We start from the raw sequence: 26,247 nt of genomic DNA on the forward strand, positions 1-26,247 counted from the left end.
GGCGGCTTTCGGCCCATGCTCAGAGAGCAAGGGTTCTCTCGACAGTGGCGCCGCCAGTAACCTCGACTCCTCGGATCCACTGGTTCGAAATCCCTTTCGCATCGGGATCGATTTCAATATCGTGCACGCCAGCTGGGACTTGGAGCTCACACACACCTTTTTCGGCTTTCCTCATCTGCGAGTACTTGCCGCTTTCCTTGCCGTTGAAGTACACTCGGACACTCGCCCCCGCGGGTTTTCCGTCAAGTATGACCCGTATGCGCAGGAGACCGCTGCCGCCCAGGTCGAGGGTTTTCTCGACTGTGGCGCCGCCGGTGACCTCGACCCCACGGAGCCATTGCTTGCCAATTCCGGCGAGTTCAGGCTCGATCTCGATATCATGCACGCCAACTGGGACTTGGAGCTCATACACGCCTTTTTCGACTTTCCTCATCTGCGAGTACTTGCCGATTTCCTTGCCGTTGAAGTACACTCGGACACTCGCCCCCGCGGGTTTTCCGTCAGCCATAACCCGGAGGCGGATGAGTCCCTCCGGGTCGAAATCCATTTCGACTTGGACCGTCTCGCCAGCCTGTACCTGAACTCCAGGCGCCTCGCGCCGCTGGGCGAACGGTTCAGATATCTCACCGACGACATTGTACGTACCCTCCGGGACGATCAACTCGACCCGGTCGGGCTGAACCGAGGCGCTGCCGACCGAAACCCCATCAAGATACGCCCGTGCCGTGAGTTTGTCGGGCCTCATTGGCTTGCCTTCAATGGACGGCAGTATCGCAATTCGACCTGGCAGCTTGACTTCGATCGTCAGATCCGTGGTCTGCCCGGGCTCGACGTATGCTTCATGCATATTGCTCTCAATGTCGCGGTAGACGGCGCCGACGGCGTAGACGCCAGGCGTCACAATGGCCTCGCGCACGCCGGCCGTGTACGGCAATTCGACCTTGCCGTCGCGGCCCGCCGCCGTAACCCTTGAATCGGCGGCAACGTCGCGCCCCCCGGCCACCACGCGCACTCTGAGCGTGCCGAGGAGGTCGTCCAAGTTCACCGTTACGCTGGTCGTTCGACCGCCTGCCAGCTGCACGCCGGGAACAGCTTTCTCGACCGCGACAGCGCCACGGTACATTATGTTGAGATCGTAGGTTCCGGGGGTTGAAGTCCAGCGGAACACACGTCCGTCTGCTGTGCTCCGGATCACCTGCCCCGCCTGCCCTGGCGCGAGCACGCTCAGCTGGCACAGGTTCGATACGGCCGCTCCCCGGTAGGTCACAGTCACCTCGAGCGCCGCCGGCAATTCGCCCAGGTCCACATCAACGAACGTGTCCCGGCCGGCCTGCACTGTGGCCACCGTCGTCCTGGTGAGCTCAGGATACTGCCTGTGGGTGATGACGAACGTGTAGTCGCCCGCCGGCAGCATCGTGGTGGGCGGGATCCCGGCCAAGCTTGAGGCCACCGGCGTGCCCGCCTTCAATACGCGGATATCGACGCGGTCGCTCACGTCCTGCCCGGACGCCCGCGCGGTCACGCGGACCCTGCCGTCCAGCGATCCGAAGTCCAGCCTCACCAGGCTGATCTGACCGGGCTTGGCTGCGATCCCCACGGCTTCAGCCGTCAGTACCTGCGAGCCGACGAGGAGCCGACCGCGCACCATGTACTGGCCCTCGTCCACCTGCGCGCGCACGATCGGCGGGTCCTGCGCGGCGCGGGACGACTGCACGATTTCGCCCGTGGACTTCACTATCTCGATGTCGGCCTGCCGCGTCACGTTAGCCGCGCCCGCCCAGGCCTCCACTTCTATCTGCGTCGGAGCGATAGCGCGGGCCATGATCGTGGAGAGAGCCTGCCTGAGCGAGGCCGTATCAGAGGCCGAGTAGTAGTCGCCGATGCAGCGCACTCTGGCGGCTTCCTTCTCACCCAGGGCGAACCCCACCACGTATGGTTTTGTGAAGATCCCATCTGCCTGCAACCGGGCGGATACCGCGCACGGGTTGCCGCCGCAGCTCTCCTCGCCGTCGGTGATGAGGACTATTATGTTACGAGCCTTCTTGTCGGGAAAGTCCTTCGCCGTCTGCTCCAAGGAGAGGGCTATGGGCGTCATGCCCCTGGCCTTCATCGACTTGACCTGGTCGATCATGTTCTGCCGGGCCTCAGCCACGGGGGTGAAGGGCTGAACCAACACAGTGTCTTCGCAGGGGGTGAGGTCCGGCCGCAGCTCAGCCCCGTAGATCCGAAGCGCCACCATGAGATTCGGATCTTCCGGGAGGTCGCGGATGAGCTGCTCCATGACGGCCTTGGCCACGTCCATTCTGGACTTCCAGCCTTCCACCCGGTTGCTCATGCTGATTGAGGAGTCCAGAATCAGCTCAATGTAAGTCTTCTCGCTGGCGACCGGCGCCTGCGCGCCCGCATGGGATGAGACGATGGCCGCCAGTAAGCATGCGGTCAGTGCCAGCATTACGGCATGACGCGTGCGTCTCAAGGCTGTGTCCCTCCTTAGGAGTTGAGCTATTTCGCGCTTGACATCGATGGTGTGCGTGGCAGAAATGTACTGCGACTATTTGACAAGTGTGCCAGGATTCCTTCATGTTATCAGACCGAATCGCACGTGGTGGCCACTGCCACAGCTGGGACTGAAGCAGCCGCAAACCTTGCCATTTTCTGATTCGCCATGACCGAATCCGTCCCCTTTTATCCATCGTCCCCGTCCGCACCTCGCGCACAGGAGTAGTGCCAACAGACAATGCCGACAGGCCGGACAACCTGAGGCGGTGCTTGCAGCCCTGAAGGAAAGCGCCGATGCGCACCGGCAGGCAGCCGCCATGGGCGCAAAGGTGTTTGGCGCCTTCTTGGAGGAAGGGGAGCCCGTTGGCCGCATAGAGATCATGCCTATTGAGGCGGCGCCGGTTCCCTTGGAAGGTGACGGTCTGTGGGTAATCAGGTGCATATGGGTGCTTGATAAGGCATGCGGTCTGGGGATTGCAGGCTCCCTCATGCGACTCGCCCTTGATGCCGCGCAGGGATCCAAGGGGGTTGCGGTTCTTACATATCCTGGTTGGATGCCTCCCGCCTTCTTTAAGCGGTTTGGTTTCGAACAGGTTGAGCAGAAAGCCAGCCGGGCAACGGCGCTCCTCCGCAAGGCTGATCCACGCGCCGATGTCAGAGTGTCCCTAGCCTCTTCCTCTCCCGCAGTGCATTTCGGACAATCTCACAGCGATGCTTTCCCGCAAGACGCCGTAAGGGTGGAGGCCGTATTCGGTCTCAGATGCCCGTGGGTGATGCAGCAGTATCGTAAGTATCTGTCCATTGCCGGCTCGATCTCAGACATAGTAATCACTCGCGAATACGTGATCCGCACCCACGCCGACGCACTCCGACTGGGCGAAGGGAACCTCTACATAGACGGGGTCGCACCCTTCTCCGGGCCCATCCGCCGCGAGGAACTCGAACGTGTTATCAAAGAGCGCCTAGCGCGCAAAGCCATCTCGCCGCCCGGCAACTTCCTGGCCTAGTACTGTTATGTTGCCTCCGGACAAATACCCAGTTAGAAGGTGAATGTTACCCCGGCGGCCTCAGGGATCGCTCGCCAACACGGATTGGGATGAGCAAGCTCCGAACTCCCGGAGCCAGCTGGCTCCGGGAGTGTAGCCATCCCCATCGCCGTGCGTGAATCGTCTTCAGCCGGCCCCGGGGAGTCGACCCCAGGGCCGGCGTTCTACTTGCCTATGCCTTCTACCTATGCCTTCTCCACCGGCGCTTGGATTTCCGTCACATACTGAGTCGGGTCGTTGGTGTCGCCGGGGCTGCGCAGGTAGTTTTCGCGGACCGGCCCGGCCACCCGGTAGCCGTTTGGCTCCAACCATGCCATGACGGCGTTGTACGCCTCGCCGATCCCTTCATACGGACCCTGGTGCACAACGCAGGCCATCTCGCCGCCCGGCAACTCCCTGGCCTGAACGGGCCCGCCGGCCGGCAGCGTCCCTTCAATGGGAATCGCCGCCTCCACGTCCACGTCTTCCTCTTTGAATTCCGAGTCATGATAGATAGTCATGGTGGGGCCTGCGAACTTCACCTTGCCCCATATAGCGCCGAAGAGCTGGCCAAAGAGCGTATTGAGCTGACCATAGTTGGGTAGGGTCTTTCTTATTGCCGCCACGTTCTGGGCAGGCAGCTTCTTCAAAGCCACTTCATACATAGGAAACTCGCCCTCCTTCTCGATTTGCCTCAGCCTGGCTTCGACACGCGCAAGCTGCGCACGGGCTTCGCCGATGCGGTCTTGGACCTCGGCCTGCTTGAGCCGGAGCATGCCGCGGAGTTCCTCAGTGGACACCTCCTTGTCGATAAGCACTCCGATCTGTTCCAGCGACAGACCCAAGTCCTTCAGCGCAAGGATCCGGTTAAGACGGGGCAATTGCTTGACGGCGTAGTAGCGGTAACCATTGAAACCGTCCACGCGCGCAGGCCTGAGCAGCCCGAGTTCATCGTAGTACCGCAGGGTCTTCACAGAAACCAGGCTGAGTCTGGAGAAATCTCCGATTTTCAGCATGTTGACTTCCTCCCAGGCGCCTCGTAGGAGCAATGTGACCGCGATCGCATTTCCAACATATACCCTCCAGTTGCGGGAGAGTCAAGCGCGACCTTTCCGCCGCAGAGCATGTCGCGCAGCAGCATTGACCACAAAACGCCGAAGCGCCATAATCGCATTGGGGAGGGTCTGCTATGGCTTGCACGATCAGAATGAACAACCTCTATCGGCAGCCGTCGCCGTTTTGCGACATCCCCGATAGAGGCATGATGCTCGCGCCCCGCTGGGATTCGGAAACCCCAATCATCGCTGAGAATAGATGCGCAGTCCGACTCCACGGGCTCCCTCTATACCTGGAGATCTAGTGTCATCAAGATTGCTGGACAGGGCACTCCGCCAATGGCAATCCCGCTGTGCCCCACTGCCACGGTGTGCCCACCGTACTGTTTCGGCAGCTTGCAACCTGTAGTGATAGAGTACACACTCATGGCGCATGCAATCGGGAAGGAGTATCGGGGAGGAGCGACGGCGAAGACCCTGTTCCGGAAGCTCGTTGACGTCTCGGGAAGTGTACATCGCTTCAATGTCGATGGAATCGACGTTGAAACGCCGGCAATGTCGATGAAACCAGCATTGAGGCCCTCCAAACGAGCGCCTCGGCAGAATCCGCGACGGGGAGCTTTACCGGCGAGAGGCATGGCATAATGTGCCACAGACCAGTCCGTGCTAGACGCGTTTTCGGAAATGGACCGGGCGCGCGATGTAGTCCGCGCGAACCTCGCCTGCGCGAAGCGGACCCCCAGTGTCGACGAATCCAGCAGTGACATCGTTTCAATGCCGGTTTGATCGACATTGAGCGTGCGACACTGCTGGTTTGATCGACATTGAGCGCCTGCGGGACCGGAATCTCAAGAACCAAGGATTCGTATCAGCGGCTGTGAGCGGCGGGCGGGATGTTGCCCTCCGCGATGCCAAGGCAATGCTCCAGGCACAGAGTTGACGGCTTCAACGATCCGATGCTTGGGCGCGCTCTGGAGAAGATCTGGAACAAGCGAGCAATTGAGGAGCTGGTCGGGCAGTTCACAAGCAACCTCGGAAATCAAGCGATTGAACACCCATAGGTGCTGAAGACGGGTTGTGGTAAGAAGTCCGGTGGGGGTGGCAGCATGGCAATCCGAGGCAGCCTGCGGGGGCGAAACGGCAACACTCATAGGATTGTCGATCCGCTGCTAGAAGGGGCAAGAGAGGCAGGGGCTGAAACAGAAGAGGTATTCCTTGTGGAGCGCGACATCAAGCACTGCCGGGGCTGCTTTGGCTGTTGGGGCAAGACACCGGGGAAGTGTGTGATCAACGATGAGATGCCCGGACTTATAGACCCTTTTCTCGAGTCGGATTACGTGGGACTGGGCGCCCCGGTCTACTCGATGTACATGACGGGGTTGCTAAAGGACTTTATGGATAGACTTCTGCCGCTAGCCACACCCCACATCCGCAAGAGTGCTGATGGCGCCTTCTATCATAATGGCAGAATCAAGCGATGCCCGCGCGTGTTCTGCGTGGCGAATTGCGGCTTCCTCGGGGAGCATAACTTCGACATGCTGAAGGCCATGGTTGTTCAGATGTCCCCTGTGCTGGAGGTCTATTGCAACTGCGGAGAGGCCCTTTGCGATGCCGAAGCAGCCGCCATTCCGGCGATCAGCGAGTTCTATGACGCACTGCGGCAGGCCGGCAAGGAGATTGTCACCGGCGGTCGGGTCTCTGAGGAGACTGTCAGGAGGATTCATGCTGAGCTGATGAGCGATGAGGAGTATATGGCTCGCGCTAACCAGCACTGGGATGAGGAGATAGGTAGGGCAGAATCACAAAGCTAGCAGGTGATTGTACCCTCTCGTAGCATTGCTGCACAAGCTCACTTGTGAGATGATGGTCCTGCTTCCAGCGAAGGGGAACCCGAAAGCGACTTGAGGGAGGATCGTCAAGTGGGACCTTGGGCAAGACAGAGGTGGCTAGTGGCTGTTGTCCTAGTTAGTGTTCTAGGCGTCGTGGCTGCGACGGTGTTTGCTGCAGACGATGCGGTGGCAGGCTTTCCTGACGTGTCGGCTGTTGATCGCTTCGTGGACCAGCAGATGAACAAGCATCGTATCCCGGGCATCTCACTTGTGGTGTTTGAGGACGGTGAGATGATCTATGCCAAGGGCTACGGCACGGCAGGGCATGGGCGGCCCATGACGCCTGATACACCGATGATCATAGGTTCGACGACGAAGTCATTCACAGCGGTCTCCATCCTGCAACTGGTCGAGCAGGGCTTAGTCGACCTTGATTCGCCTGTCAGTGCCTATCTGCCCTGGTTCCGCACGGCGGACCCGGTCGCTTCGACGAGCATTACGACCCGCCATCTATTGAACCACACAAGTGGACTCTCTGAGCTCGGTTACAACCGGGTGCTACGTCGCGACGCGACGCTTGAGCAAGGGGTACGTGACCTCCAGCATGCCCGGCTGACTGCGCCTGTGGGGACCACGTTTCAGTATTTCAACCCGAACTACGCGATCCTAGCGCTGATCATCGAAACAGTCAGCGGGCAGTCATATGCGGACTATGTTACCGAACACATCTTCCGGCCACTGGGGATGATGCACAGCTACGCCGGCAAAGAGGACGCACCGGAGGCGGAGTTGGCTCAGGGGCACAGCAAGCTGTTTGGTTTCCCTGTAGCCCGCCAGCCAATCTTCCGCGCCTACATGCTGGGCGCAGGCTACATCGTCTCAACTGCACACGACTTGAGCCGTTTTCTGATCGCTATGGATAATGGAGGGGCCCATGACGGCGGCAGGATCTTGTCCTCGAATAGCGTGGCGCTCATGGCGTCGCCTCCTGCCCAAGCTCCGGGCAGTAGCTATGGGATGGGCTGGAGCACTTGGTCACACCGTGGAGAGCCGGTTGGCGGCCATGGAGGCTCCGACGAGGTGTATGCATGTCAGACGGCGTTGCTAAAGGACCGGCATCGCGGCTATGCTTTGCTCATGAACCAGCAGCACCTCATCGATGGCATGGTAGCCTCCGGCCAGCTTCAGACTGGCATGCTGGACTTGCTCATCGGGCGACAGCCTGCTGAGGGTGGAATCTCAATGAAGCTGATCGGCATTGCCACGCTTGCGGTCTTCCTGATTTCACTGGTGACTACGGTCCGTTCCTTTGTACGAATGCGCGGATGGGGCCGCGAAGCCAGGTCTCTCACAGCCCGACAGATGGCGTGGCGAATCGCACAGCGCCTACTGATTCCGGCTCTCACCATAATCGTGTTGTACCGGTTCCTCGGCAGCATGATCCTCAGAGAGCCCAGGGCCTGGAATTTCCGAGTTGTGGGAGCTTACTCCATGCCGGATATCGCATTGCTGTTGCTCTTGGCTATCGTGCCAGACCTAGTGCAGGGCATCTATATGACAGCAGTTGTCATGGTCGATCGCTTCGCCGACTGCGCGGCTCGGCCTGGGGGCGGCGATGCTCGGAGGCGGTAGCAGCTGCGTGTGTGGAGGCGGCGGAGCCGCGATAGGGCCCCGCTGACACGCACATGTGTTGGGCGGGACGCGGCATGTGCTGGGACTGGGCAGGGGATAGCTAGACCTGGGCTACTGCTCGAGCCCCAGGCTTGATGTCGTCTCAACCCTTGGCCCCGCTACCGAACCAAAGTTGCCCGATGTCTCGAGGGATTGACCCGCCGACAGCGGTCCAAGGCCTGTCTTCGCCCCGAGCTCGCCTTTGTCGGTCCAGCCGATGAAATCGCCGTCGCTGTCAAAACGGAGCGTTACGCCGCCTTTGGCAGACAGTTCTCCCTTAATCGGACCAACTCCGGCTCCCGCCTTGGCTCCTACTAGTACGGAGATCTCCGACTCGCCCGTCTTGAAATTTTGCTTGTAGGCGCCGCCAACCCCTGCGAGGAACTCGAGCTCCCAACTATCGCAATCCACGGCGAATGACGCGGGGCCAATGCCGAATGTCAGTTTGTCCTTGAGTCCGCACTTCTTCGCTTCCTTCTTGGGCACGGTCAGTTCGCCGATGGGCTGTGGCTTGAACTGGCTTAGGTCTTCGTTTTTGTCGGCTATAGGAGCGATGTAATCGGCAAGCGCGTAAGCCTGGGGGAGTGTGGAGAAATCCAGGGCCAGAGGCAAGAAAGACGAGTATACAGTCAGCTCCCGGATCTCGTTGACGTAGTCAATCACGTCTTGATCGTATATGCCGGCAGTCACCTCATCCGACATCTTCCAGTACTCCAGGAGCAGGGATTTCAGACGGCCATAGGAGTCAAGAGTGAGATCTCTCCATGCGTAGAAATGTGAGTCGGCGATCTGCCCGCCCATCTTGTTGATGGTCTGTGCCAGCACCTTGGCTTCGTATACCTGGTTTGCCATGATCTTGAGCTCTAGCTGCTTGTACTGCCCGCCTTCCTTGAGCTCGGTCATCTCGCGCTCGTACCGCTCGTCAATCTCTCTGCGGCGTGCACCACTTCTTGTGAGCTCTTGCGCGATCATGTCTGCATAGTAGTCGTTTACCAACTCCAGCATGAAGAGCTTCTGCCCATACTGGGGCTTTAGCTGTATGCCTTGCGGAAGGCTGCTGGGCGAGTCGCCTGCCCATTCGCCGTCGTCTTCCCATCCGTCATCTTCCCATCCGTCATCAGCCCAATCGTCGCCACCAGACGGCGAATCGCCGGACATCTCACCGAACATGTCGCCCATACCTTCGGCCAGCTCTTCCGGGTGATACTGGGCCGCGAACATTAGGGCTCCGAAGAGACCTTTGTCGATGATCTGCTGAGCCAAGGGCTGGAGGCTAGGCGCTGTGGACAAGAACGCCATGCGACTGTCCCACTTGGGGAGAGTGGGCAGTATCAGCTTGTCGGCCTGGGGTCTGGAGCCATCTCCGCCCTGATCCTGTGAACCGTCCCCATTTTGAGAGTCGGTCGTCTCCTCGTTCAGGATTGCGTCCGAGAAAGGCCTGCCAACTGACCCTCCGCATCCTTTCGCTCCTATGTACACCTGGCGCATCGACGGCACAAAGCCCGTGCGAGCGGCTTTGGCTAGCTCAGCCATGGCCAGGTTGCCGTTGCCCCGTTTGACCCAAATGATGCTCATGCCATAGTGAGCGGCATCGGAATCAGGATCATAGACAATGGCTTTGCTGTAGGCAACCTCCGCTTCATGGAGCATGCCTTTGTCGAGATACGAGTTGCCCAGGTTGGTCAGGATCACCGGCGAGTAGGGCGCAAGATCATTGGCGTGCAGTAGCGCGGCGATGGAGTCGTCGAGTCGCCCGATGGATCGAAGTATGGTTGCGAAGTTGTTGACGATCAGAGGATCGTCAGGCGCAGATTGAGCTGCGGCGGAGGCGAGGACGATGGGCATATGCTGGGATGAAGCCGTGGCTGAGATGATCACAGCCGCCGAGGAGGCCTCTCTAGCGCTTTCCAGTGTCCCCGCCTCGGCTGCACCTAACATTGCGATCCGGTCATCTACATGCGGCCTCTCGTCCGGCTCAAGCTTGTCATAGTGCTCGTTCAGCAATCTCTGAGCCAGTGCGGTGACGTCTCCCTCTGAAGAGCCCTGCCAGGTGTTTGCCTGTGTACCTGCTGTGACAAGACAACATATGGCACACGCAATGGCGATGGTTCTAGCAATCCATCTCATGTTGTCCTCTGCACCTCCATCTGTGAACGCACGCGAGCATGCGTTCGGCACAAGCGAATAGTCGTTTCATTCGTGCAGAGACGGGCTACTTCCTTCTCGCCTGCCAACCCCGTTGGGCTTGCCGGCATATCCCATCACCTGTGGGCTTTCCGTAAGGCTCTTGACGGAGCCTGCAGAAGTCTTGCAATGTCAACTACCTTGGCGAGACCAGCTCAATGCGCCCTCAATTCCTCGTGAGGAACTTCTCGACTAGGAAGCTACGCATTGCCTCGAAAGTCTCGGTTATGCTCTCCACCGTGCCCGGCATGTGGCCATCGGCAGGCAAGTAGACTACATGGGGTGGATTACCCGCTTCTGTCAGCTCTTTGATGGCCCGTATGTTCTGGCTGGGGTATACTGCATCGTCATTGCCTGAATAGACGATAAGGATGGGGGACTTGAGCGAGTCAACATAGCTTGATGGCGACAGTACCCGGGCTAGCTCGGTATGGGGCTCGGGCGCGGAGCACTTGTGGTAGTCCGGGACGGGAGCGCCGTCTGTGAGTTCGACGCCCAGGTCGGTCCAGTCCCATACCCCCATCAGGGAAATGACTGCCTTGTAGGTGTCCGGATGGACTGCCGCCTGGTAGAACGAGATGTGCCCTCCGTAGGAGTGCCCCATAATGCCAATGCATTCGGGATCCGCGATTCCGTTCTCTATAGCCCACTGAACGCTTTCGAAAACATCCTGCTGTGGCAGGAGCATGTTCTGGCTCGCGGTGTCGGTGTACTCGTTGCCATATCCGCTGGAGAACCGAAAGTCTACCGAGAACACCGCTGTCCCCAGGTTTGAGGCCAGCAGCGCGTGCTCATTTGGGGTCCACACGAATCTGGCCTGGGGCCCTCCATGGACATTGATCGTAAGCGTCAAATAGCGCCCACCTGGAGCTATGCCGGCGAGCATGCGATAATCCCCCTTGAGAATACCGATTCTAGGGGGATTTGCTTATGCCCGAGACGCTATCGAGTGCGAAATGGAGACCCATAGTCGATGAGTTCCTGGCCAGCGGGCATACCGTCAGCGCATGGTCCAGGGAACACGGCGTCAACAGCAGGCGGCTATACTACTGGATCGCGAAATTCAGGGAGGACTCGCGGCTCGCGGAGCAGACTCGGTGGCTGCAACTGCAGACGGGCGAACCGCCTGTTTCGGATTGCGCCTTTGAGGTTAGGGTAGGCAATGCGACCATCGTTGTAAAGCCGGGTTTTGATCCGGAGGCGCTCACAGACATAGTGAGGGCGCTCGAGCAATGTTAGCCGAGTCCGATGCTCGGCGCGTGTATCTGGCTTGCGGCAACACCGATTTGCGCAAGTCGATTGATGGGTTAGCCGCGCTCGTCAAGGAAGGCTTCGATCTTGATCCTTTCTCGCCTTGCCTGTTCGTTTTCTGCAACCGCAGGCGGGATAAGATCAAGATATTGGAGTGGGACCACAACGGTTTTTGGCTGTACTACCGCCGCCTTGAGAAGGGGAGGTTCAGATGGCCCTCTGATCCTGGCGCCGGCGCGATGGCGGTTACCCGGCGCGAGCTGCGTTGGCTGTTGGACGGGCTGTCGCTTACGCAGAAAAGGGCCCACCCGGCCGTGACGGCCAGGACAGTGCTGTAAAGTCCGCGGCGCAAGAGTTTTCTTCGGGGAGGGAGCCAAGGCAGCAGGTACTGGGCGACGGATATCGAATACATAGAGTATGAATGATGCAACCGCTGCAACAACCAATGAAATAGCCCATCTCAAGAGCCTGGTTGACCAGCTGGTACGGCAGAATGCGGAGCTGGCCGCCCAGATTGCGCGGTATGCTGAGCTTAACGCCCTTGTTGAGCGGCTGAGGCAGGAAAACGCCGAGCTGGCTGCCAAGGTTAGGTGGTATGAGGAACAGTTCCGCCTGAGCCAACAGCGCCGGTTCGGAGTTTCCAGCGAGAGGACCGACCCCGATCAGCCGCGGCTTTTCAATGAAGCCGAGGCGGTAGCCGATCCCCTTCTGCCCGAGCCCACTGTAGAGAAGATCACTTACGAGCGCCGCAAGCAGAAGGGTCGTCGCGAGGCCATGCTCGCGAACCTCCCCGTAGAGACGGTGGAATACCGGCTTCTCGAAGAAGAGCAGGTATGTCCTCAGTGCGGAGGCCCCATGCATGAGATGCGCGTCGAAACGAGGGAGGAACTCAAAGTCATCCCCGCTCAGGTCAAGCTCGTAAGGCATGAGCGCCAAGTGTACGCTTGCCGCAATTGCCAGCGGAATGAAGAGAGAACGCCCATCGTGACGGCGCCCATGCCCAACCCTGTTATCAAGAACAGCCTGGCATCTCCCTCCGCCGTGGCCTACATCATGGATCAGAAGTACGGGAACGGTCTTCCGCTGTACCGCCTGGAGCAGCAGTTGGAGCGAATAGGGGTCAAGCTTTCTCGACAGACGACGGCCAACTGGATGATCTACAGCTCCGAACACTGGCTGGAACCGATGTATGAAAGGATGCATGACCTGCTCAAAGGGCACGACGTCCTACACGCCGATGAGACCACGGTGCAGGTGCTTCATGAACCTGGCCGAGATCCCGAGTCGAAGTCGTACATGTGGGTTTACCTTACTGGCAGATACGATTCGCCCATCGTGCTCTACGACTACCAGGAAACGAGGGCCGGCTGCCATCCGAAGGACTTCCTTTCTGGATTTAGAGGCTATCTTCATGTAGATGGTTACTCCGGCTACCACGGAATACCCGGCGTAACGTTGGTGGGCTGTTGGGCCCATGAACGACGCAAGTGGGATGAAGCGCTAAAGGCGCTGCCGGCCCAGAACCGCGGTGCGCCGGTAGCTGCAAAGGAAGGGCTGGAGTTCTGCAACCGCCTGTTTGCTATTGAGCGCGATTTGCAGGATGCTTCCCCGGACGAGCGCTATCAAGCCCGCCTGAAGCGTAGTCGACCAGCGCTGGACGCTTTCTTGGCATGGCTTCATGACCAGGAACTGAAAGCATTGCCCAAGAGCGCCTTGGGGCAGGCAGTCGCATACAGCCTTGGCCAATGGGATAACCTTGAGGCGTTCATGCTGGACGGTCGCCTCGAGATCAGCAACAACCGAGCCGAGCGGGCGATTAAGCCGTTTGTGATCGGAAGGAAAAACTGGCTGTTTGCCAATACGCCGCAAGGGGCAAGGGCCAGCGGAGTGATTTACAGCATCGTGGAAACAGCGAAGCAGAACAAACTGAACCCGTTTGCCTACCTCTGCTACCTGTTCGAGAGGATGCCGAACATCGACATCAAGGACCCGGTTGCCATCGACGAGCTGCTTCCGTTCTCTCCATCCTTGCCGAACGCCTGCAGAACAGGCCGCTAACAGCACAGGCGTGATCAAGCCCCCACCGGATAGCCGCGTGGGGGCTGTTTTGCGCTTCTGCTCGACTTCCGTCCAGATCTAGGCCAATGCGGAGCGCCGCGGCCCGCGCAGACACATACGGGGGTATCTCATCGGGGGCCATCACAGACGGCAGTCCGCTGATCGGGCCTATGCCCTTCAAGACGCAGATTGCCATGTGGGCGCTATTTGACGCTTACGTTTGGCCGACATTGACAGCCTGCGGGCCCGGAATCTTGAGAACCACGGAGTCGCATCAGCGGCTGTAAACGGCGTGCGAGACGTTGCCTTCCGCGATCCAAGCCAATGCCACGGCAATGCCCCAGGTACAGAGTACCTAACGAGCGCGCGGCAGTATCCATTCCATCCACATTGACCGCTGGCGTCAGCTCGGGATCCATTGTGGAACTGACTCGCCAGCTCCCTGTGTAGTTAGCTAGAACGTCGCCCTCACGCTCGCCTCTGCTGTGAACCCGCCTGTGAACCGATCGCCGCTGGTTCCCGGCGCCATGCGAGCGCGGTACCCAAGGGCTAGGCCCACCGACCACATATCAGTGAGTTTGTAGCGCAGGCCGCTCTTGAGCTCTGCATTGATATCCGACTCCGATCCACCCGCCAGAGCCTGAATGGACGGTGCGGAGGAACGTGCAAGCGCGTCGACGGTGGCCGTGATTCGGTCAGAGAACGAATGTGACAACGCATCTTGCAGGCTCAGAGAGTGCTTGGCCTTTCCTCCTGCCGCTGTTAGCGTGTACACGACGGATGTGGTGTTCATCGTCCCCTTGCGAGGAGTCCACACCCCTCTGATAGACCCGGTGAGGGCGTCCGTAATGGACTTGCCGAGATCGGCTCGCTCCGCCTGGGATCTCTTCCATCTGAGATCAAACTGTGGCACGAACACCCCGTTGCCCGCTCCGCTCAGCGTGATGAAGGTCTCGGTGTCGTAGGATACCTTGTCGATTCCAGGATAGTCCGACCTCGTGATGCTTGCCCCTGCCGATGCGCGGCCCTGACCTACGGAACCATTCAGTGAGGTCTGTGCCCCGATTGCACGCCTGGCCTGTCCTGAGAATGGAATCGTCTGTTCCCACTTCAGCACAGCGCTTGGCGTAAGGCTCAGGCTCCCCAGCTTGAGCACGGGGAGTGTGGCGCGGAGGTCAGCCCGCTTGTCATCGAGCTTCTTCTCTGTGGCGACATCTGTTCGATCGACCTGCCTGTAGTAGGCTCTGAGCGTGAGTGGGCCCAGCTTGGCGCCCCACTGTGCCGAGAGGTTCAGTTCCTCCGTTCCAGCGACTCGCTCCGCCGGAAGTCCAGGAGCGATAGTCTTCACGGGCTTGCGGTAGCTGGCGCTCACAGTCAGCGCATCGAGCTTGAGCGAGGCATCCCCTTTCAGGCTCACCTGCGCATACGAGCTTGCGGGGCTGAGCAGATTGTCGCTGTCTGTGGTCTCGTACCCCGCCCCAAGCGTTATTCGATCCTGCCAGATGCTCTGCCTCGCCATGAGAGACAGAGTCCTCTCCTCCCGGTCGAACCCGTCGCCTGTACTGGATTCATCGATCTGCGACACGACGTACGAGGCCTCTAGGCGGGGGCCGATATCCAGAGTCCCGCCCACCCTGCTCGACACTACATGCGTTATCTTCGGCTCGCCCACTCCGAGCGCGCCTGGGTATGTCTCATAAGCTGTCTGCGAGTGCTCGCCGTTCAGGCTTAGCTTCGAGCCCACAGGCAACTGCACCCCAAGACGCCAAGCATCCAAGCCCTGCCGTTTTGCCTCACCCAGCCTGGCGAACTCAGGTTGCACCTTCTCATAGCTTCCGTACAGGTGGCCCGCGCCAACGTTGTACTTCGCGTTCACCCTGCCGGCGTAGCCAGTGACCACATGATCAGCTGCGGCGATGTCCACGTACCGTCTGGGGTCTTTCCCTGGTATCTCCATGTCGGATCCGTCGTGATCAACGGCGACTGCCAGTCCTGCTATCTCAAACAGCACCACTTTGTAATCGGCCGTCGCTACCGTGCCAGCCCACAGAGCCTCGCCCCCGCCAGCCCCTGGCCCCACGCCCAATGAACTCACAGCAAACCCGCGCGTGGAGGCAACTGCCTGAACGGCAGCGCCATCCCACATGCGCACCCCATCGGCTGTCCCAATCCACAGGCAACCGTTCCATACCGCGAGCGCCTGCGCACCAGGGGCATCAGCCTGGCCAGCAACCTCAGCCCACACGCCGGAATCGGCCCTGGCGTACACCCTGCCATCCGCGATTGCGAACGTCCTGGCGCCGCCAACGGCCTCTGTTCCCGATATCACAGCGACAGCCGATACACCAGCTAGTTCCGTCGTGAAATGCCCTGCCGTGAACGACGAGACGTCCGCGTCTGTCGCCACGAACAGCAGATCCTGCAACGGATCATACGCGAGGTCCGACACGCTCTCCGACGGAAGCCCAGCCGCCCCGCCCTTTCGATAGACTGTCCAGGTCTCAAGGTCTGTCAGATCTGCCGTTGCCGCGCCCTTGTCTGTTCCAACCCAGATATCCCATGGCGTAGTAGCGACACTTGTCACATTGGTGCTTGGGATTCCAGAGGACACGTACAGCCTCTTCCAGTTGGAAGCGTAGTCAAACGGCGCCTGTCCGCCTGGCCCGGGCGTCGCATGGAACACCGTGAGCCCTCCCTCGGTGGCGAAGAACCACACGTCTCCATCTGCCGCCATGTCGTGCACGGCGGGGGCGGACAGTCCCGATCCAACCCCGTAATTGCGGAATACTCCAGGCCCGACCGAGATGCCGTCCTGGTGCGCAAAGATCAGATGCCTAACGGAATCCGAGTCGGATGCCGCCATGACGCTCCATACCCGGTTAGCCGCATTAAGCTTCCTGTTGTCATCGAAGGGGAACTGGTCACGGCTAATTCCTAGATCGACTGAGAGGGACAGTGCCCTGTCTGAGTACTTCCCTGAAAGCCCAGCCACACCATGGAGGTTTGGCATGGTTTGAGTAGCCTCAGGCATCGCAGCAGACCTGGGGTCGTCTGCGAACACCGCCACGTCCAGACCAAGCTTCAGCCTATCACTAGGACTCCAGCCCAGCGATGCGCCGTAAAAGTTGGACTTGTAGTCCGCCGCTGCGCCGAACGGCCCTCTGAAATACTCGTAATCCACCTTCACAACATCCTCGGCGCCCAGTGGCCTCAGGATAGTGAGAATGCCAAGCTCATAATCTATTACATAGTCCCGATCTCTCGTGAGCGCGACGCCGTTCAGGAACACCTTCTCACTCCCGTGCGCAATGGAGATGCCAAGGTGGAATATGCCCTGCGCCACGCTGTAACGGTATCTCACCCTGATGCCATCGTATTCCGAGAAGAACGTCGGCGGAAACTGGAACTCGATCACGCCCGCGTCGTAGAACACAAGAGGCGATAGCGAGACCTCGGCATCTGCGGGAAGGAACTGCCCCGCTCGCCGAAGCTCAACTGCAACCGAGCCAGGCGCGACATCCGTCTGGCCAAGGTCATATAGCCTCCTCCGATTGTACGACCCTGCGGGAACGTCCAGAGCCAGAGTCGATGCATCTGGGGCTGTGCCCGCTATGATTCCCCCGTGCCTTGCAAGCAGATCTTCCAGGAATGCGGATTCAGTCTCACTTCCATAAATGAAGGGGTACTGCTTCTGAGCAGACCCCACAAGCCCATTCTTGCTGTTGTACTCGCGTATCCAGGACTGAACCTGCCCTCGCAGGATATCCCGGATCTCAGCACGCAAGGCCAGCATCTGCTGGGTGGATGACACAGCCACGTACTGCCCGCGCCCCACTGACACTGCATCGCCTGAGGCGATGATCCCCTGCCCTGCGGGCCCGTCCTTGTACAGGTACCCCACATCCCAAAGCTCCAGGGTCTGCTTCAGGGTTCGCGGCTCGCTTGGCGCTACTGCGTCAGTGTAGCGAAGCCACACGCCCATGAAATCGGCATCGAACTCAGTGCCAAGGCCATAGTACTCCATGCCTTCAAGAGACGCCCCAAGTCCACCGGCTGCCGGCGAAGGCGAAGGCGCGTAGGTTCCGGAAGGCTCGTACACTATTGTCTCGGCAGCGGTGCTGCCCTGGAAGGTCTTGGATGCGGCGATTCCCTGGACTCGCCCCACGGTGATCCCGGCCGCGGCAGTTGGGAAAACCCCACGGAGCTCAAACCCGCGAAGGCGGGCAGTGTAGTTCGCGTAGGGGCTGTCTGTTCTGAACGATAGCCCGCCGAATTTCCCCTTCACAGGGTCGGCGTCGAGGGTGACCTCAAGGACCTGCAGGTTGCCGTCTTTGCGGTTATCGAGCGACCCTGAGATCGAGAGCCCCGGGGCTATCCGCCCCGTAACGTTGAAAGACAGAAGCTGGGCAAAGTCGATACTCCCCACGGGATAGCCAGATCCCGCAAGAGCAGCCGAATCTCCCCACCCACCTCTAAGTCGAAACTCCACATCTCCATCTATTTGGAGCTGCGGAGTCGCGGGCCCAGCCCCCGTTGCGGCTGCGGACACTGGCCTCGAGGCCAGGCATAGCACAAGGGCGATCCCGATGATGGCAAGGTGCGCGGCAGCGCTCACACGACCCGGCCCCCAGGGTGTTCGTACGCGACGAGCATTCAGCATTTCCCCATGTCACCTCGATCCGGGTCGCCGTGCATCTCGCCGGCGAACCGCCTTTGGGAAGGTTACGAGAGGGGAGGGCGACCCCTGCGACAGGGTCGACCCTCCCCGGATCCACTAGAACGAGAAGCCAACCGCTACCCTGTGGGCATCCGGCAGAGTCGCGTGCATCTGATACGCGTAGTCAACGTGGAAGCCGTTGATGGCGAACCCCACGCCCGCCGTCATTCCCGACTCCCCCGACTTCCCGACTACGCCGCCTGCGCGCAGCGCGACCATGGGATGGATCTGATACTCCGCTCCGAAATGCCCAGCCATCGCGGTTATGTCGAAATCAGCAGCCACTATCAGCTTGCTGATGGGGTTCACCGACGCGCCGACCACGATCTTCCGGTCGAAGTTATCGGTGAATCCGCTCTTGTACTTCACTGTGCCCAGGAGGTTCCTGCCAACTGCACCGAGCTTCAGCCCGGCGGCGTTGGGCAGGTTCACCATGACGCCGACATCCCCGGTGACCCCGAAGCCTGGGTTGTCGGGAAGCGACTGCCCGTACAGCTTCAGCGCACCACCCACGCTCATGCTCCCGAAGGAGTAGGCGTATCCGCCTAGCACAGCTCCGTCCAGGTATGAGAAGTCAGTCGTTGGATTGCCGAATTCGTCGGTCCTGCCCACTGTGGCCATGAGCCCGAGCAGGCCTACGCCGATGTTCTTCTGGGCGTACCCGGCGCTTAGGTAATTCCCTGCGCCGTAAGCCGTGGAGTACATCGAGGTCACGTTGTGCCCTTTCACGAACGCAAGCCCTGCAGGATTGTAGTACACCGCAGTTCCATCATCGGCTACCGCGACGAACGCGCCGCCCATCGCGAGCGCCCTTGCGCCCATTCCGAAGTCGAGGATCGCTCCAGTGTCCACAGGATCCGCTGGCGGCGTGGAAGCCAGAGCCGCAGGCGCGTGCGCAACTGCCAGCATCGCCGCCAGGGCGACCGCCAAGAACAGATTGCTTAGTCTCTTCACTGTGTCACCCCCAATTAGCGGCTAATGACGAGCCGCATTGTATCGGACTTCACGCCGTCCTTCGTTACCAGAATACCAAGGTACAGGCCGTTGGCCAATGGCTTCCCTGCATTGTCAATCAGTTGCCACTGGAAGAAGTACTCGCCTGCCGCAACATCATGCGAGAACGCGATCCTTCCTGCAACATCGTACACATACAGTGTGGCTGGGCCAACAGTGTTGAAGTAGAAGTTCACTGACCCAGATGCAGGGTTTGGACCAGCGAGGAACGAGTTGAGAGGCGCCACGACGACCGTGATCTCGCCGCTCATGCCCTGGCCGGTCGCACCATGCGGGTCGGTCGCGATGACCTTCACTGTACACTTCCCGCCCCTAGCAAGTTTCGTGGTGTCCCACAGATACTCACCATCGTTGGCCTCGCCGGAAGCTATGTTCTGCCAGGCGCCGCCGCCATCAAATGATACCTGGATCGTGATCGAGAGGGGTTCCGCCTCTGGATCGGTCGCAGTCCACTTGATCAGCTTAGGCCCATACCACACTTCCCCGCCCACAGGCGCAGTCACCTGCACAGAAGGCGCGTAGCTGAGCCAGTCGAGAACATCTCCGAGGATGGTCGCTGGCTGCGACAACGTCGGCTCAACCTGCTTCGCGCCGACGGTGCCTGCTGGCGGTGCGCTGGGTATCGCCTCGAACAGGAAGGCGAAGAACACGAGGCGACTGCCATTGCTGGCCCGCAGAGCGCAAGGCATGCCAGCATCGTTCAGGAAGACAGGCGATGCGCCGGGGCCAAGCGTCAGCGAGTCAGTGCCATCGTAGAGCGCCCCGAAATCCAGGTCGATCAGAAGACCGTCGGAGATCGGGTCTCCGGCTACGCCCCTGACCTTCTTGGTTCCCACGTCGTCGATCTTCCCGACCACATGCAGGTAGTTCCGGGAGAACGCGCTCGTAGCGGGATCCAGGACCCACATGACTTCAGGGCCATTCAGGAACAGACGTCCTCCCTTGTCGAGAAGGTCCGCCACCGCGCCCTCTTCATCGCCCGAGAGCCATCCGTCAGCGCCGCAGCTCCAGATCACCCTGAACTGCTCAAGGCCGGACGCCGCCGCACGACCGCGGGCTGCCTCAGAAGGCGTGGCCACCGCGAAGTCCACATCCAGTTCGTCGAGGACATCGATGAAATAGTACTCGTTCGGCTTGCCATCGTCGTCATCAACTAGAACGACGCCGCCATCGTGGAGCACGAAGATGTGGAGCTCTGCTCCTACGAACTCTCCCCCGGCGTCAGTGACCTTGAGAGTTGCCCAGTAGTCGCCAGCCTCTGCATACTTGTGGGTAGCCTCGGCGGTGTTGGCAACAGGCGAACCATCACCGAAGTTCCACTCATATGTAAGGCCGTTCCCGTTCTCCACTCTTGCCCCAGTCGGCGCAATTGCATCTGGGTCGTGGGCAATGCCTGTGAATGCAATGGTCCGATCGGGTTTCACGAAATACAGGTTCGCCTCCGCCTTGTCGATCGCAGGCGGAATGTTGATGTCGCCCATCAAGTAGTCGTACACCTTGTTGAGCAAGCAGGTGGTATTGTTCGGATCAGGATTCTCGGGCTCTTCGCCCTCGTGGGGCGCCCAGTTGGTGGGCAGCGACATCCACGGCGATGCCAGATACACCACGCGATATGTGTCGTTCGCGTGGCGAAGCGCCGATATGCCTTCTTGGTCATTCGTGAGAATGGGCTGAGAGACCATATCAGGCCAGATCAGGTCGTCCCTCCCGGTCTTTACCTGCCAATCCAACTCCATGCCATCTGTAATCGGGTCTCCCTGTATTCCAAACCACTTCTCCAGTTCCACGTTCTCGATGGCATCCGCCACATGTAGGTAATTCGTGCCGAACCAGTCGATGCCGAGGTCATAGATGACATCTGGCGACGCCATGAACAGCCGTCCGCCGTTCTCGAGGACCGTCGCCAACTCCATCTCCTCGAAAGGCGACAGGGTTTCGAACCTAGTTATGCTGGTGTCCCAGAATATCGGGTTCGCGCTTGTAGCTTTCGCAATACTGAACGGATACTTCGCGTTCAGCTCCACGAACGGCTTGTCCGCGTCCCCAAGCGCATATCTGAAGAAGGACGCATCGAGGAGCGGGCCAACTGCCGCGAATCCGCCTGTGTCGTTCACGTAGACTATGGTTCCAGGGTTCGCTACCGTGATCTGCATCGGATACCTGGAGATCACGCCGGCATCGTTCGTCGCGGAGAAAGTCGCCATGTAGACGCCCTCAAGCGCGTATACATGCTCAGGAACGGTAAGGGCGTGCACATCCGCCGAGCCATCGCCAAAGGACCACCATGCGTCCCGAGTCACGCTGGTGTCATCGACTTTGGCCTCGAATCGCACCTTCAGTGGTGCTGCGCCCATGGCGACATCAGCCGTTGCTTCTTCGATCCCTACAGGGAAGATCCTCTTGATCGCGTTGCCCACGTTCAGGCGTCGGCCCGTTGTGGTTCGACCGACGAGATCGGGAAGCGGATCGCCCGAGTTGAGGATCAGGTCTTTGATGGTCTCCATGCCTTGCGCCCAGCCCGGCGCCCCCTCGTACTGTGGCTTATATGGGTACTCGGCGATCAGCAGTGCCGCTGCGCCAGACACGTGAGGGGTGGACATCGAAGTGCCGCCCATGAAGTAGTAGCCGTCGGCGCCGCCGACAGTACAGGTCGATAATATCATGTGCCCCGGCGCGCCGATGTCGACCGACTGAGCCCCGTAGCAAGAGAAGTTGGCCATACGGTCGTCCCATGTGGTGGCTGCGACAGCAATTATGTTGGGCAGATCATACGACGACGGGTAGTGTGGAGCGAGATCGTCATCGCTAGCGCTGTTTCCCGCCGCCGCGATGAAGAGCATGTTCGAGTTCTTGATGGCCTCGTACAAGGCCTCGCTGTACCCGCCGCCGCCCCAGGAGTTGGATGTGATCGCGGCGCCGTTGGCCTTCGCGTAGTTTAGCGCCTTGACCGCATTCATGGTGTCCCCACCACCAGGGGCCAGGAACTTGCAGGACATGATTCTTACTTTCCAGGCAACACCTACGACCCCGATTTCGTTGTTTCCGACGGCGCCGATAGTGCCGGAAACGTGCGAGCCGTGTAGGTCGCCGTCCGACGGATCGAAGACCGTGTTGTCATCGTGGGCGAAATCCCAGCCGTTGATGTCATCAACATAGCCGTTGTGGTCATCGTCAATTCCGTTCCCTGGTATCTCGCCAGCATTCACCCAGATGTTCGCGGCAAGATCAGGGTGGTTGATCGATATGCCCTGGTCGATAACGCACACGGTCACCGACGAAGCGTCGGTGCGGACCTCCCATGCCTCCGGAGCATCGATATCCGCTCCAGCAAGCGGCACATGCTTCCAACGCACCGTGGCGCTTTCCTGCCCGGTGTTGTTCATCCCATACAGGAGCAAAGCGAACAGCGGATCATTCGGCAGCAGCTGGCCATCTGGGAACCACAGGTAGTTTGGCTCCGCGTACTGCACGAACGGTTTGGACCTGTAGAGCGCGACCGCCGCTTCGACGGTCATGTTCGCCGGGAGCTTGACCCGGTATACATCGGCAGTGTCGCTAACTGCCGCTGCTTCAACGACTTCGACGCCGAGGGAAGCGTTCAGGCTCTCGAAACCCGCCGTGGCGGCTTTGGAGCCTGCGTCTGCAGCCGATACGTAGGACTTGAGCCTGACTAGGACTTCACCATCAACGTACTCCGGAGCCTTTGGGCCTCTCTGAATAGGGAATACCTCGAATTCCGTGTCACTTGGCGCAAGCGTAGCCGGAAGAACCGGTGCAGCCCACGCTCCGAATGCGGCCAAGATGACGACGAGGACGCTCAATAGAGCAGCACGCCTCCACATAGTGGGTCTCGACACACGTATACCCCCTTTGTCCATTGTTGATTTCCTGGTTCGAGTTTACTGGTTACTAATTACGATTGGTCGACGGTCACCTCCAATCGCGGCCACTGAGGCCTGTCCCGCAGCAATATACGGAGTCTTCGGCGCCGCGCGGGAATTTCCTTCCTCCCCCAAAGCAAGCATTGACATATGGGCGCACGAGGCGTAACATGTGGTTAGTGTGTTAGGCCACGAGTGCACTAAGACTTAGATACATGGGCGGGGAGGAGGTGTGAAATGGAGTTCGATTTCGACGAGTCAATTCCCATCTACATTCAGATCATGCGGAGCGTCCTCTGGGATACTGCCATAGGCGCGCTCCTGCCTGGGGACAAGGTCCCATCAGTCCGGGACCTGGCCAAGCAGGCGAAGGCGAACCCAAACACCGTGCAAAGGGCCTACATGGAACTTGAGAGGATGGGCGTGGTGGAGACGCTTAGGGGGCAGGGAACATTCGTGGTGGCCGACCCGGGCATCGCCAGAAACGCGCGATCCGAAGTAACCAACAGCACAGTTCGATCCTTCGTTGCTGAGATGAGGAGATTGCGTCACCCTGATGACGACATACTCAGGCTCGTGTCTGAGCGGTTGACGAATTCCGAGGACGAGGAACGCACCCATCCCGCAACAGGCGGGCCCACGGAAACCATTGGCGACAGGCCAGAGCCGGTCCGACCAGAACTAGAACGGAGGCGCACATAGATGCAGGCCATCGAAATCGCCGATATCCACAAGAGGTATTACCTATCCCACGCGCTCCGCGGGGTTAATCTCGGCATTGAGCAGGGCAAGATTGTTGGGCTGCTCGGGCCGAACGGAGCGGGCAAGTCCACCCTGCTCAGGATCATCGCGGGGATCGGACACCCCACATCAGGCGGCGTCAGGGTAATGGGCCGCAGGGTGTCCATCAGGGCAATAGTGCTCGTTGTGATAATCGCTCTCGCAGTATCGGCCAGTATTGCTCGACCGTGGGTATCGGGAAACAGACTCCTTGAGCAGAGGTTTCCAGGCCAATCCCATGTGGTCACCAGATCATCCAATCAGGCTTCCTGAGGGCCTGCAGGGGCATGGCGAACACCAAGAGGTTGAACCCGACCTCTCCAAGGACAACTGGCTGGGATCCATACGCGGCCTGCGCAAATGCCGCCGCGTATGGACTTACGGCCCACCAACGCGCGATGCCGAGAGCGGCTATCGCAGCAATCCCCGTCCGGGCAACGAGCATCCCAATGGCACGCGCAAATGCCATGCCGCCGCCTGCTTTCCTATCCCAGAGGAAACAGGCGGTAACGTATGCCAGAAACTCAAGCGCCGCCAGCTGCCATCTATCGAAGTACTGCACCCCGATGGAACTGTGATCACGGATGATCGCCCCGCTTAGGATAGCGATCACCATCAGCAATAGGACCATGTACAGCTTAGCCGCCCTGGGGTTGATTCTCAAATTCCTCGCCTCACACACTCATGTCCCGCCAGCGTCCTGAGGAGAATCGCACCATTGAAATGGAGCCTCGCGCGACCCAGTCAAGGGCCATCGCATACCACGCGCCCCTAAGCCCGAGGCCAAGCACGTTAACGAACAGCCAAGCCAGAAAGAAGCGCACTCCCCACACGCTTGCAATGGTCAGATAAAGAACCGCTCTCGTATCCCCGGCGCCACGCAGAGCGCCCACAATCGTGTAGCCAGCAGACATCGGGACCTGTGCAATCGCCATTATTCGAAGAACGCCCGCGCCCAGTTTGATGATCTCCTCATCATCAACGTACAGCCGCATGAGTTGCTCAGGAAAGACGAAAAGCACAATGCCCATGAGGCCCATTATGACGGCGCTGATCTTCCATGATTCCCAACCCGACCGTTCTGCTACGTCCTTCCTCCCCGCCCCCAGTGCTTGCCCCACGAGAGTGGTCGCTGACACCGCAAACGCAAACCCCGGCATGTAGGAGATGGATTCCGCATTGATGGCAATGGCATGAGCAGCATAGGCGGCAGTGCCCAGCGACGCCACGATCCTCACATAGAAGGCCAGGCCCAAGCACAGGCTGATGCGTTCAAGGGCAGCAGGGAGTCCAACATTGAGGATTCGAGCAATCACCTTCAGGTCGAACCTGAACTTGCAGTCGCTCCTGGCTGTTACGACTCCTTGCCCAGAGAGTATGTGCTGCGTAAGAACCCCGGCCCCGAGCATCCGCGAAAGCGTGGTGGCAAGGGCTGCGCCCCTGACTCCCAGAGCTGGGAATCCCCAGTGCCCGTAGATGAGCAGGTAGTTTCCGAAGAGATTCGAGAGGTTAATGAGGATGTTCACCTTCATCGGGAACGTGGTGTCGCCGGCGCCGCGTAGAGCTGCAGAGATCACCATGTTCATGGCCAGCATGAAGAGACCTGGCATCAGCGCGCCCATGTAGCCCACAGCGAAAGGCACGACGTCAGAGCCGGCTTTCATGAACCGAACGAGCCACGGAGTGTACAGATAGCCGACTGCCGCCAACACAACGCCGAGAGCCACGGTGATGGCGAGGGCCTGCGATGTGACTTCGTTTGCCCGCCTCTTGTCGCCAGCTCCGATGAAACGGGCCACGAGAGCGGTGACGCCCACTCCTAGCCCCATGAAAAGCCCCTGCACTATGAAAAGGGGCTGATTGGAAAGGCCGACTGCAGCGACTGCGGCCGCTCCCAATCTGCCCACCATGATCATGTCCGCCATCTGCGTCATGGTTCCGAGCACTTGCTCCGCAACGACTGGCCACGCAAGCGCCATAATCGTCCGGCGCATGGCTCTCGGGTCAGCCATCATGTGGTCGAGGTCCGTACCGGAGAAGACTCCCTTGACATCCCCTGGCGCCGCATCCGCTGTCCTTGGCTCTGGACACTCCATACTGCCCATGTCGACCGCAGCGCCTGCCATCTCACTCGACACGTCAACGCCAACGGAGTCACTCTGGTTTCCAACCGGGATCATCCACATCAGGCACTGTCCCCCATATCAGAGTTACAGCCCCGGGGCTGCAGAGCATCAATTGCCCGCAGACTCGGGGCGAAATCCCGCGTACGAGGCCTCGCGC

At 59.7% G+C, this 26,247-nt stretch carries 19 protein-coding genes; 10 read left to right on the forward strand and 9 right to left on the reverse strand.

The genetic code is table 11. From position 1 onward, the window contains the following. Positions 1 to 19 precede the first annotated feature (19 nt). Positions 20 to 2,476, reverse strand: coding sequence for a VWA domain-containing protein (locus VB144_10355; GenBank protein MEA4884034.1), 2,457 nt, complete (start codon positions 2,474 to 2,476; stop codon positions 20 to 22). 340 nt (positions 2,477 to 2,816) lie between these two features. Here VB144_10355 and VB144_10360 point away from each other — a divergent pair, with 340 nt between their 5' ends. Further along, positions 2,817 to 3,506 carry a GNAT family N-acetyltransferase gene (locus tag VB144_10360; GenBank protein ID MEA4884035.1) on the forward strand — a complete coding sequence of 230 codons (690 nt, stop codon included), beginning with the start codon at positions 2,817 to 2,819 and terminating at the stop codon, positions 3,504 to 3,506. A 224-nt stretch (positions 3,507 to 3,730) separates the two neighbouring features. Here VB144_10360 and VB144_10365 read toward each other — a convergent pair whose 3' ends face one another. Then, complete coding sequence (locus VB144_10365; GenBank protein MEA4884036.1) at positions 3,731 to 4,540, reverse strand: MerR family transcriptional regulator; 810 nt, start codon at positions 4,538 to 4,540, stop codon at positions 3,731 to 3,733. Positions 4,541 to 4,713: 173 nt separating this feature from the next. On the opposite strand from VB144_10365, the gene VB144_10370 reads away from it, so the two are divergent. From VB144_10370 to VB144_10385, 4 genes are all read left to right on the forward strand, one after another. Then, complete coding sequence (locus tag VB144_10370; GenBank protein ID MEA4884037.1) at positions 4,714 to 4,884, forward strand: hypothetical protein; 171 nt, start codon at positions 4,714 to 4,716, stop codon at positions 4,882 to 4,884. A 603-nt stretch (positions 4,885 to 5,487) separates the two neighbouring features. Then, a complete protein-coding gene (locus VB144_10375; protein ID MEA4884038.1) occupies positions 5,488 to 5,640 on the forward strand; it encodes a hypothetical protein in 153 nt (50 codons plus the stop codon). 45 nt (positions 5,641 to 5,685) lie between these two features. Then, on the forward strand, positions 5,686 to 6,390 hold the full coding sequence (locus VB144_10380; protein ID MEA4884039.1) for a flavodoxin family protein: 705 nt from the start codon (positions 5,686 to 5,688) through the stop codon (positions 6,388 to 6,390). A gap of 108 nt (positions 6,391 to 6,498) precedes the next feature. After that, the gene (locus VB144_10385) at positions 6,499 to 8,040 is read left to right on the forward strand and encodes a serine hydrolase domain-containing protein (protein MEA4884040.1); all 1,542 of its coding nucleotides are present in this window, start codon (positions 6,499 to 6,501) and stop codon (positions 8,038 to 8,040) included. 111 nt (positions 8,041 to 8,151) lie between these two features. Here VB144_10385 and VB144_10390 read toward each other — a convergent pair whose 3' ends face one another. Both VB144_10390 and VB144_10395 read right to left on the reverse strand, forming a co-directional pair. Continuing rightward, positions 8,152 to 10,206, reverse strand: coding sequence for a hypothetical protein (locus tag VB144_10390; protein ID MEA4884041.1), 2,055 nt, complete (start codon positions 10,204 to 10,206; stop codon positions 8,152 to 8,154). A gap of 223 nt (positions 10,207 to 10,429) precedes the next feature. Then, on the reverse strand, positions 10,430 to 11,149 hold the full coding sequence (locus VB144_10395) for a prolyl oligopeptidase family serine peptidase (protein MEA4884042.1): 720 nt from the start codon (positions 11,147 to 11,149) through the stop codon (positions 10,430 to 10,432). Between the two features lie 44 nt (positions 11,150 to 11,193). On the opposite strand from VB144_10395, the gene VB144_10400 reads away from it, so the two are divergent. The 3 genes from VB144_10400 to VB144_10410 all read left to right on the forward strand — a co-directional run bounded on the left by VB144_10400 (position 11,194) and on the right by VB144_10410 (position 13,572). Continuing rightward, the gene (locus tag VB144_10400; protein MEA4884043.1) at positions 11,194 to 11,502 is read left to right on the forward strand and encodes a helix-turn-helix domain-containing protein; all 309 of its coding nucleotides are present in this window, start codon (positions 11,194 to 11,196) and stop codon (positions 11,500 to 11,502) included. Beyond that, on the forward strand, positions 11,496 to 11,852 hold the full coding sequence (gene tnpB / locus VB144_10405) for an IS66 family insertion sequence element accessory protein TnpB (protein MEA4884044.1): 357 nt from the start codon (positions 11,496 to 11,498) through the stop codon (positions 11,850 to 11,852). The genes VB144_10400 and tnpB overlap by 7 nt, the downstream gene beginning before the upstream one ends. Positions 11,853 to 11,931: 79 nt before the next feature. Further along, positions 11,932 to 13,572 (forward strand): IS66 family transposase, encoded by a 1,641-nt coding sequence (locus tag VB144_10410; GenBank protein ID MEA4884045.1) that lies wholly within the window; start codon positions 11,932 to 11,934, stop codon positions 13,570 to 13,572. Between the two features lie 454 nt (positions 13,573 to 14,026). Here VB144_10410 and VB144_10415 read toward each other — a convergent pair whose 3' ends face one another. The 3 genes from VB144_10415 to VB144_10425 form a co-directional block, all read right to left on the reverse strand. Next, positions 14,027 to 18,187, reverse strand: coding sequence for a hypothetical protein (locus tag VB144_10415; GenBank protein MEA4884046.1), 4,161 nt, complete (start codon positions 18,185 to 18,187; stop codon positions 14,027 to 14,029). Between the two features lie 159 nt (positions 18,188 to 18,346). Further along, the gene (locus VB144_10420) at positions 18,347 to 19,243 is read right to left on the reverse strand and encodes a PorV/PorQ family protein (GenBank protein MEA4884047.1); all 897 of its coding nucleotides are present in this window, start codon (positions 19,241 to 19,243) and stop codon (positions 18,347 to 18,349) included. Between the two features lie 14 nt (positions 19,244 to 19,257). Next, entirely contained in the window at positions 19,258 to 23,160 is a 3,903-nt protein-coding gene (locus VB144_10425) for a S8 family serine peptidase (protein MEA4884048.1), read from the reverse strand. A 261-nt stretch (positions 23,161 to 23,421) separates the two neighbouring features. Here VB144_10425 and VB144_10430 point away from each other — a divergent pair, with 261 nt between their 5' ends. Then, positions 23,422 to 23,886 carry a GntR family transcriptional regulator gene (locus VB144_10430; GenBank protein ID MEA4884049.1) on the forward strand — a complete coding sequence of 155 codons (465 nt, stop codon included), beginning with the start codon at positions 23,422 to 23,424 and terminating at the stop codon, positions 23,884 to 23,886. After that, on the forward strand, positions 23,887 to 24,237 hold the full coding sequence (locus VB144_10435) for an ATP-binding cassette domain-containing protein (protein MEA4884050.1): 351 nt from the start codon (positions 23,887 to 23,889) through the stop codon (positions 24,235 to 24,237). On the opposite strand, the gene VB144_10440 is transcribed toward VB144_10435, so the two are convergent. Together VB144_10440 and VB144_10445 are read right to left on the reverse strand one after the other, a co-directional pair. Then, positions 24,209 to 24,628 (reverse strand): hypothetical protein, encoded by a 420-nt coding sequence (locus VB144_10440; GenBank protein ID MEA4884051.1) that lies wholly within the window; start codon positions 24,626 to 24,628, stop codon positions 24,209 to 24,211. The two genes, VB144_10435 and VB144_10440, sit on opposite strands and share 29 nt — an antisense overlap. A 10-nt stretch (positions 24,629 to 24,638) precedes the next feature. Continuing rightward, positions 24,639 to 26,150 (reverse strand): MATE family efflux transporter, encoded by a 1,512-nt coding sequence (locus VB144_10445; GenBank protein MEA4884052.1) that lies wholly within the window; start codon positions 26,148 to 26,150, stop codon positions 24,639 to 24,641. Between the last annotated feature and the right edge of the window lie 97 nt (positions 26,151 to 26,247).

This window comes from Clostridia bacterium (genome assembly GCA_034926675.1).
Classification (GTDB): Bacteria; Bacillota; DTU025; order DTU025; family DTU025; genus JAYFQW01.

Excerpts from the sequence above, each read along its gene's own strand:
- VB144_10375 (MEA4884038.1), top strand. The coding sequence starts at position 5,488 with ATGCCAAGGCAATGCTCCAGGCACAGAGTTGACGGCTTCAACGATCCG.
- VB144_10435 (MEA4884050.1), top strand. The coding sequence starts at position 23,887 with ATGCAGGCCATCGAAATCGCCGATATCCACAAGAGGTATTACCTATCC.
- VB144_10410 (MEA4884045.1), top strand. The coding sequence starts at position 11,932 with ATGAATGATGCAACCGCTGCAACAACCAATGAAATAGCCCATCTCAAG.
- VB144_10395 (MEA4884042.1), bottom strand. The coding sequence starts at position 11,149 with ATGCTCGCCGGCATAGCTCCAGGTGGGCGCTATTTGACGCTTACGATC.
- VB144_10380 (MEA4884039.1), top strand. The coding sequence starts at position 5,686 with ATGGCAATCCGAGGCAGCCTGCGGGGGCGAAACGGCAACACTCATAGG.
- VB144_10390 (MEA4884041.1), bottom strand. The coding sequence starts at position 10,206 with ATGAGATGGATTGCTAGAACCATCGCCATTGCGTGTGCCATATGTTGT.
- VB144_10370 (MEA4884037.1), top strand. The coding sequence starts at position 4,714 with ATGGCTTGCACGATCAGAATGAACAACCTCTATCGGCAGCCGTCGCCG.
- VB144_10400 (MEA4884043.1), top strand. The coding sequence starts at position 11,194 with ATGCCCGAGACGCTATCGAGTGCGAAATGGAGACCCATAGTCGATGAG.
- VB144_10430 (MEA4884049.1), top strand. The coding sequence starts at position 23,422 with ATGGAGTTCGATTTCGACGAGTCAATTCCCATCTACATTCAGATCATG.
- VB144_10365 (MEA4884036.1), bottom strand. The coding sequence starts at position 4,540 with ATGCTGAAAATCGGAGATTTCTCCAGACTCAGCCTGGTTTCTGTGAAG.
- VB144_10445 (MEA4884052.1), bottom strand. The coding sequence starts at position 26,150 with ATGTGGATGATCCCGGTTGGAAACCAGAGTGACTCCGTTGGCGTTGAC.
- tnpB (MEA4884044.1), top strand. The coding sequence starts at position 11,496 with ATGTTAGCCGAGTCCGATGCTCGGCGCGTGTATCTGGCTTGCGGCAAC.
- VB144_10360 (MEA4884035.1), top strand. The coding sequence starts at position 2,817 with ATGGGCGCAAAGGTGTTTGGCGCCTTCTTGGAGGAAGGGGAGCCCGTT.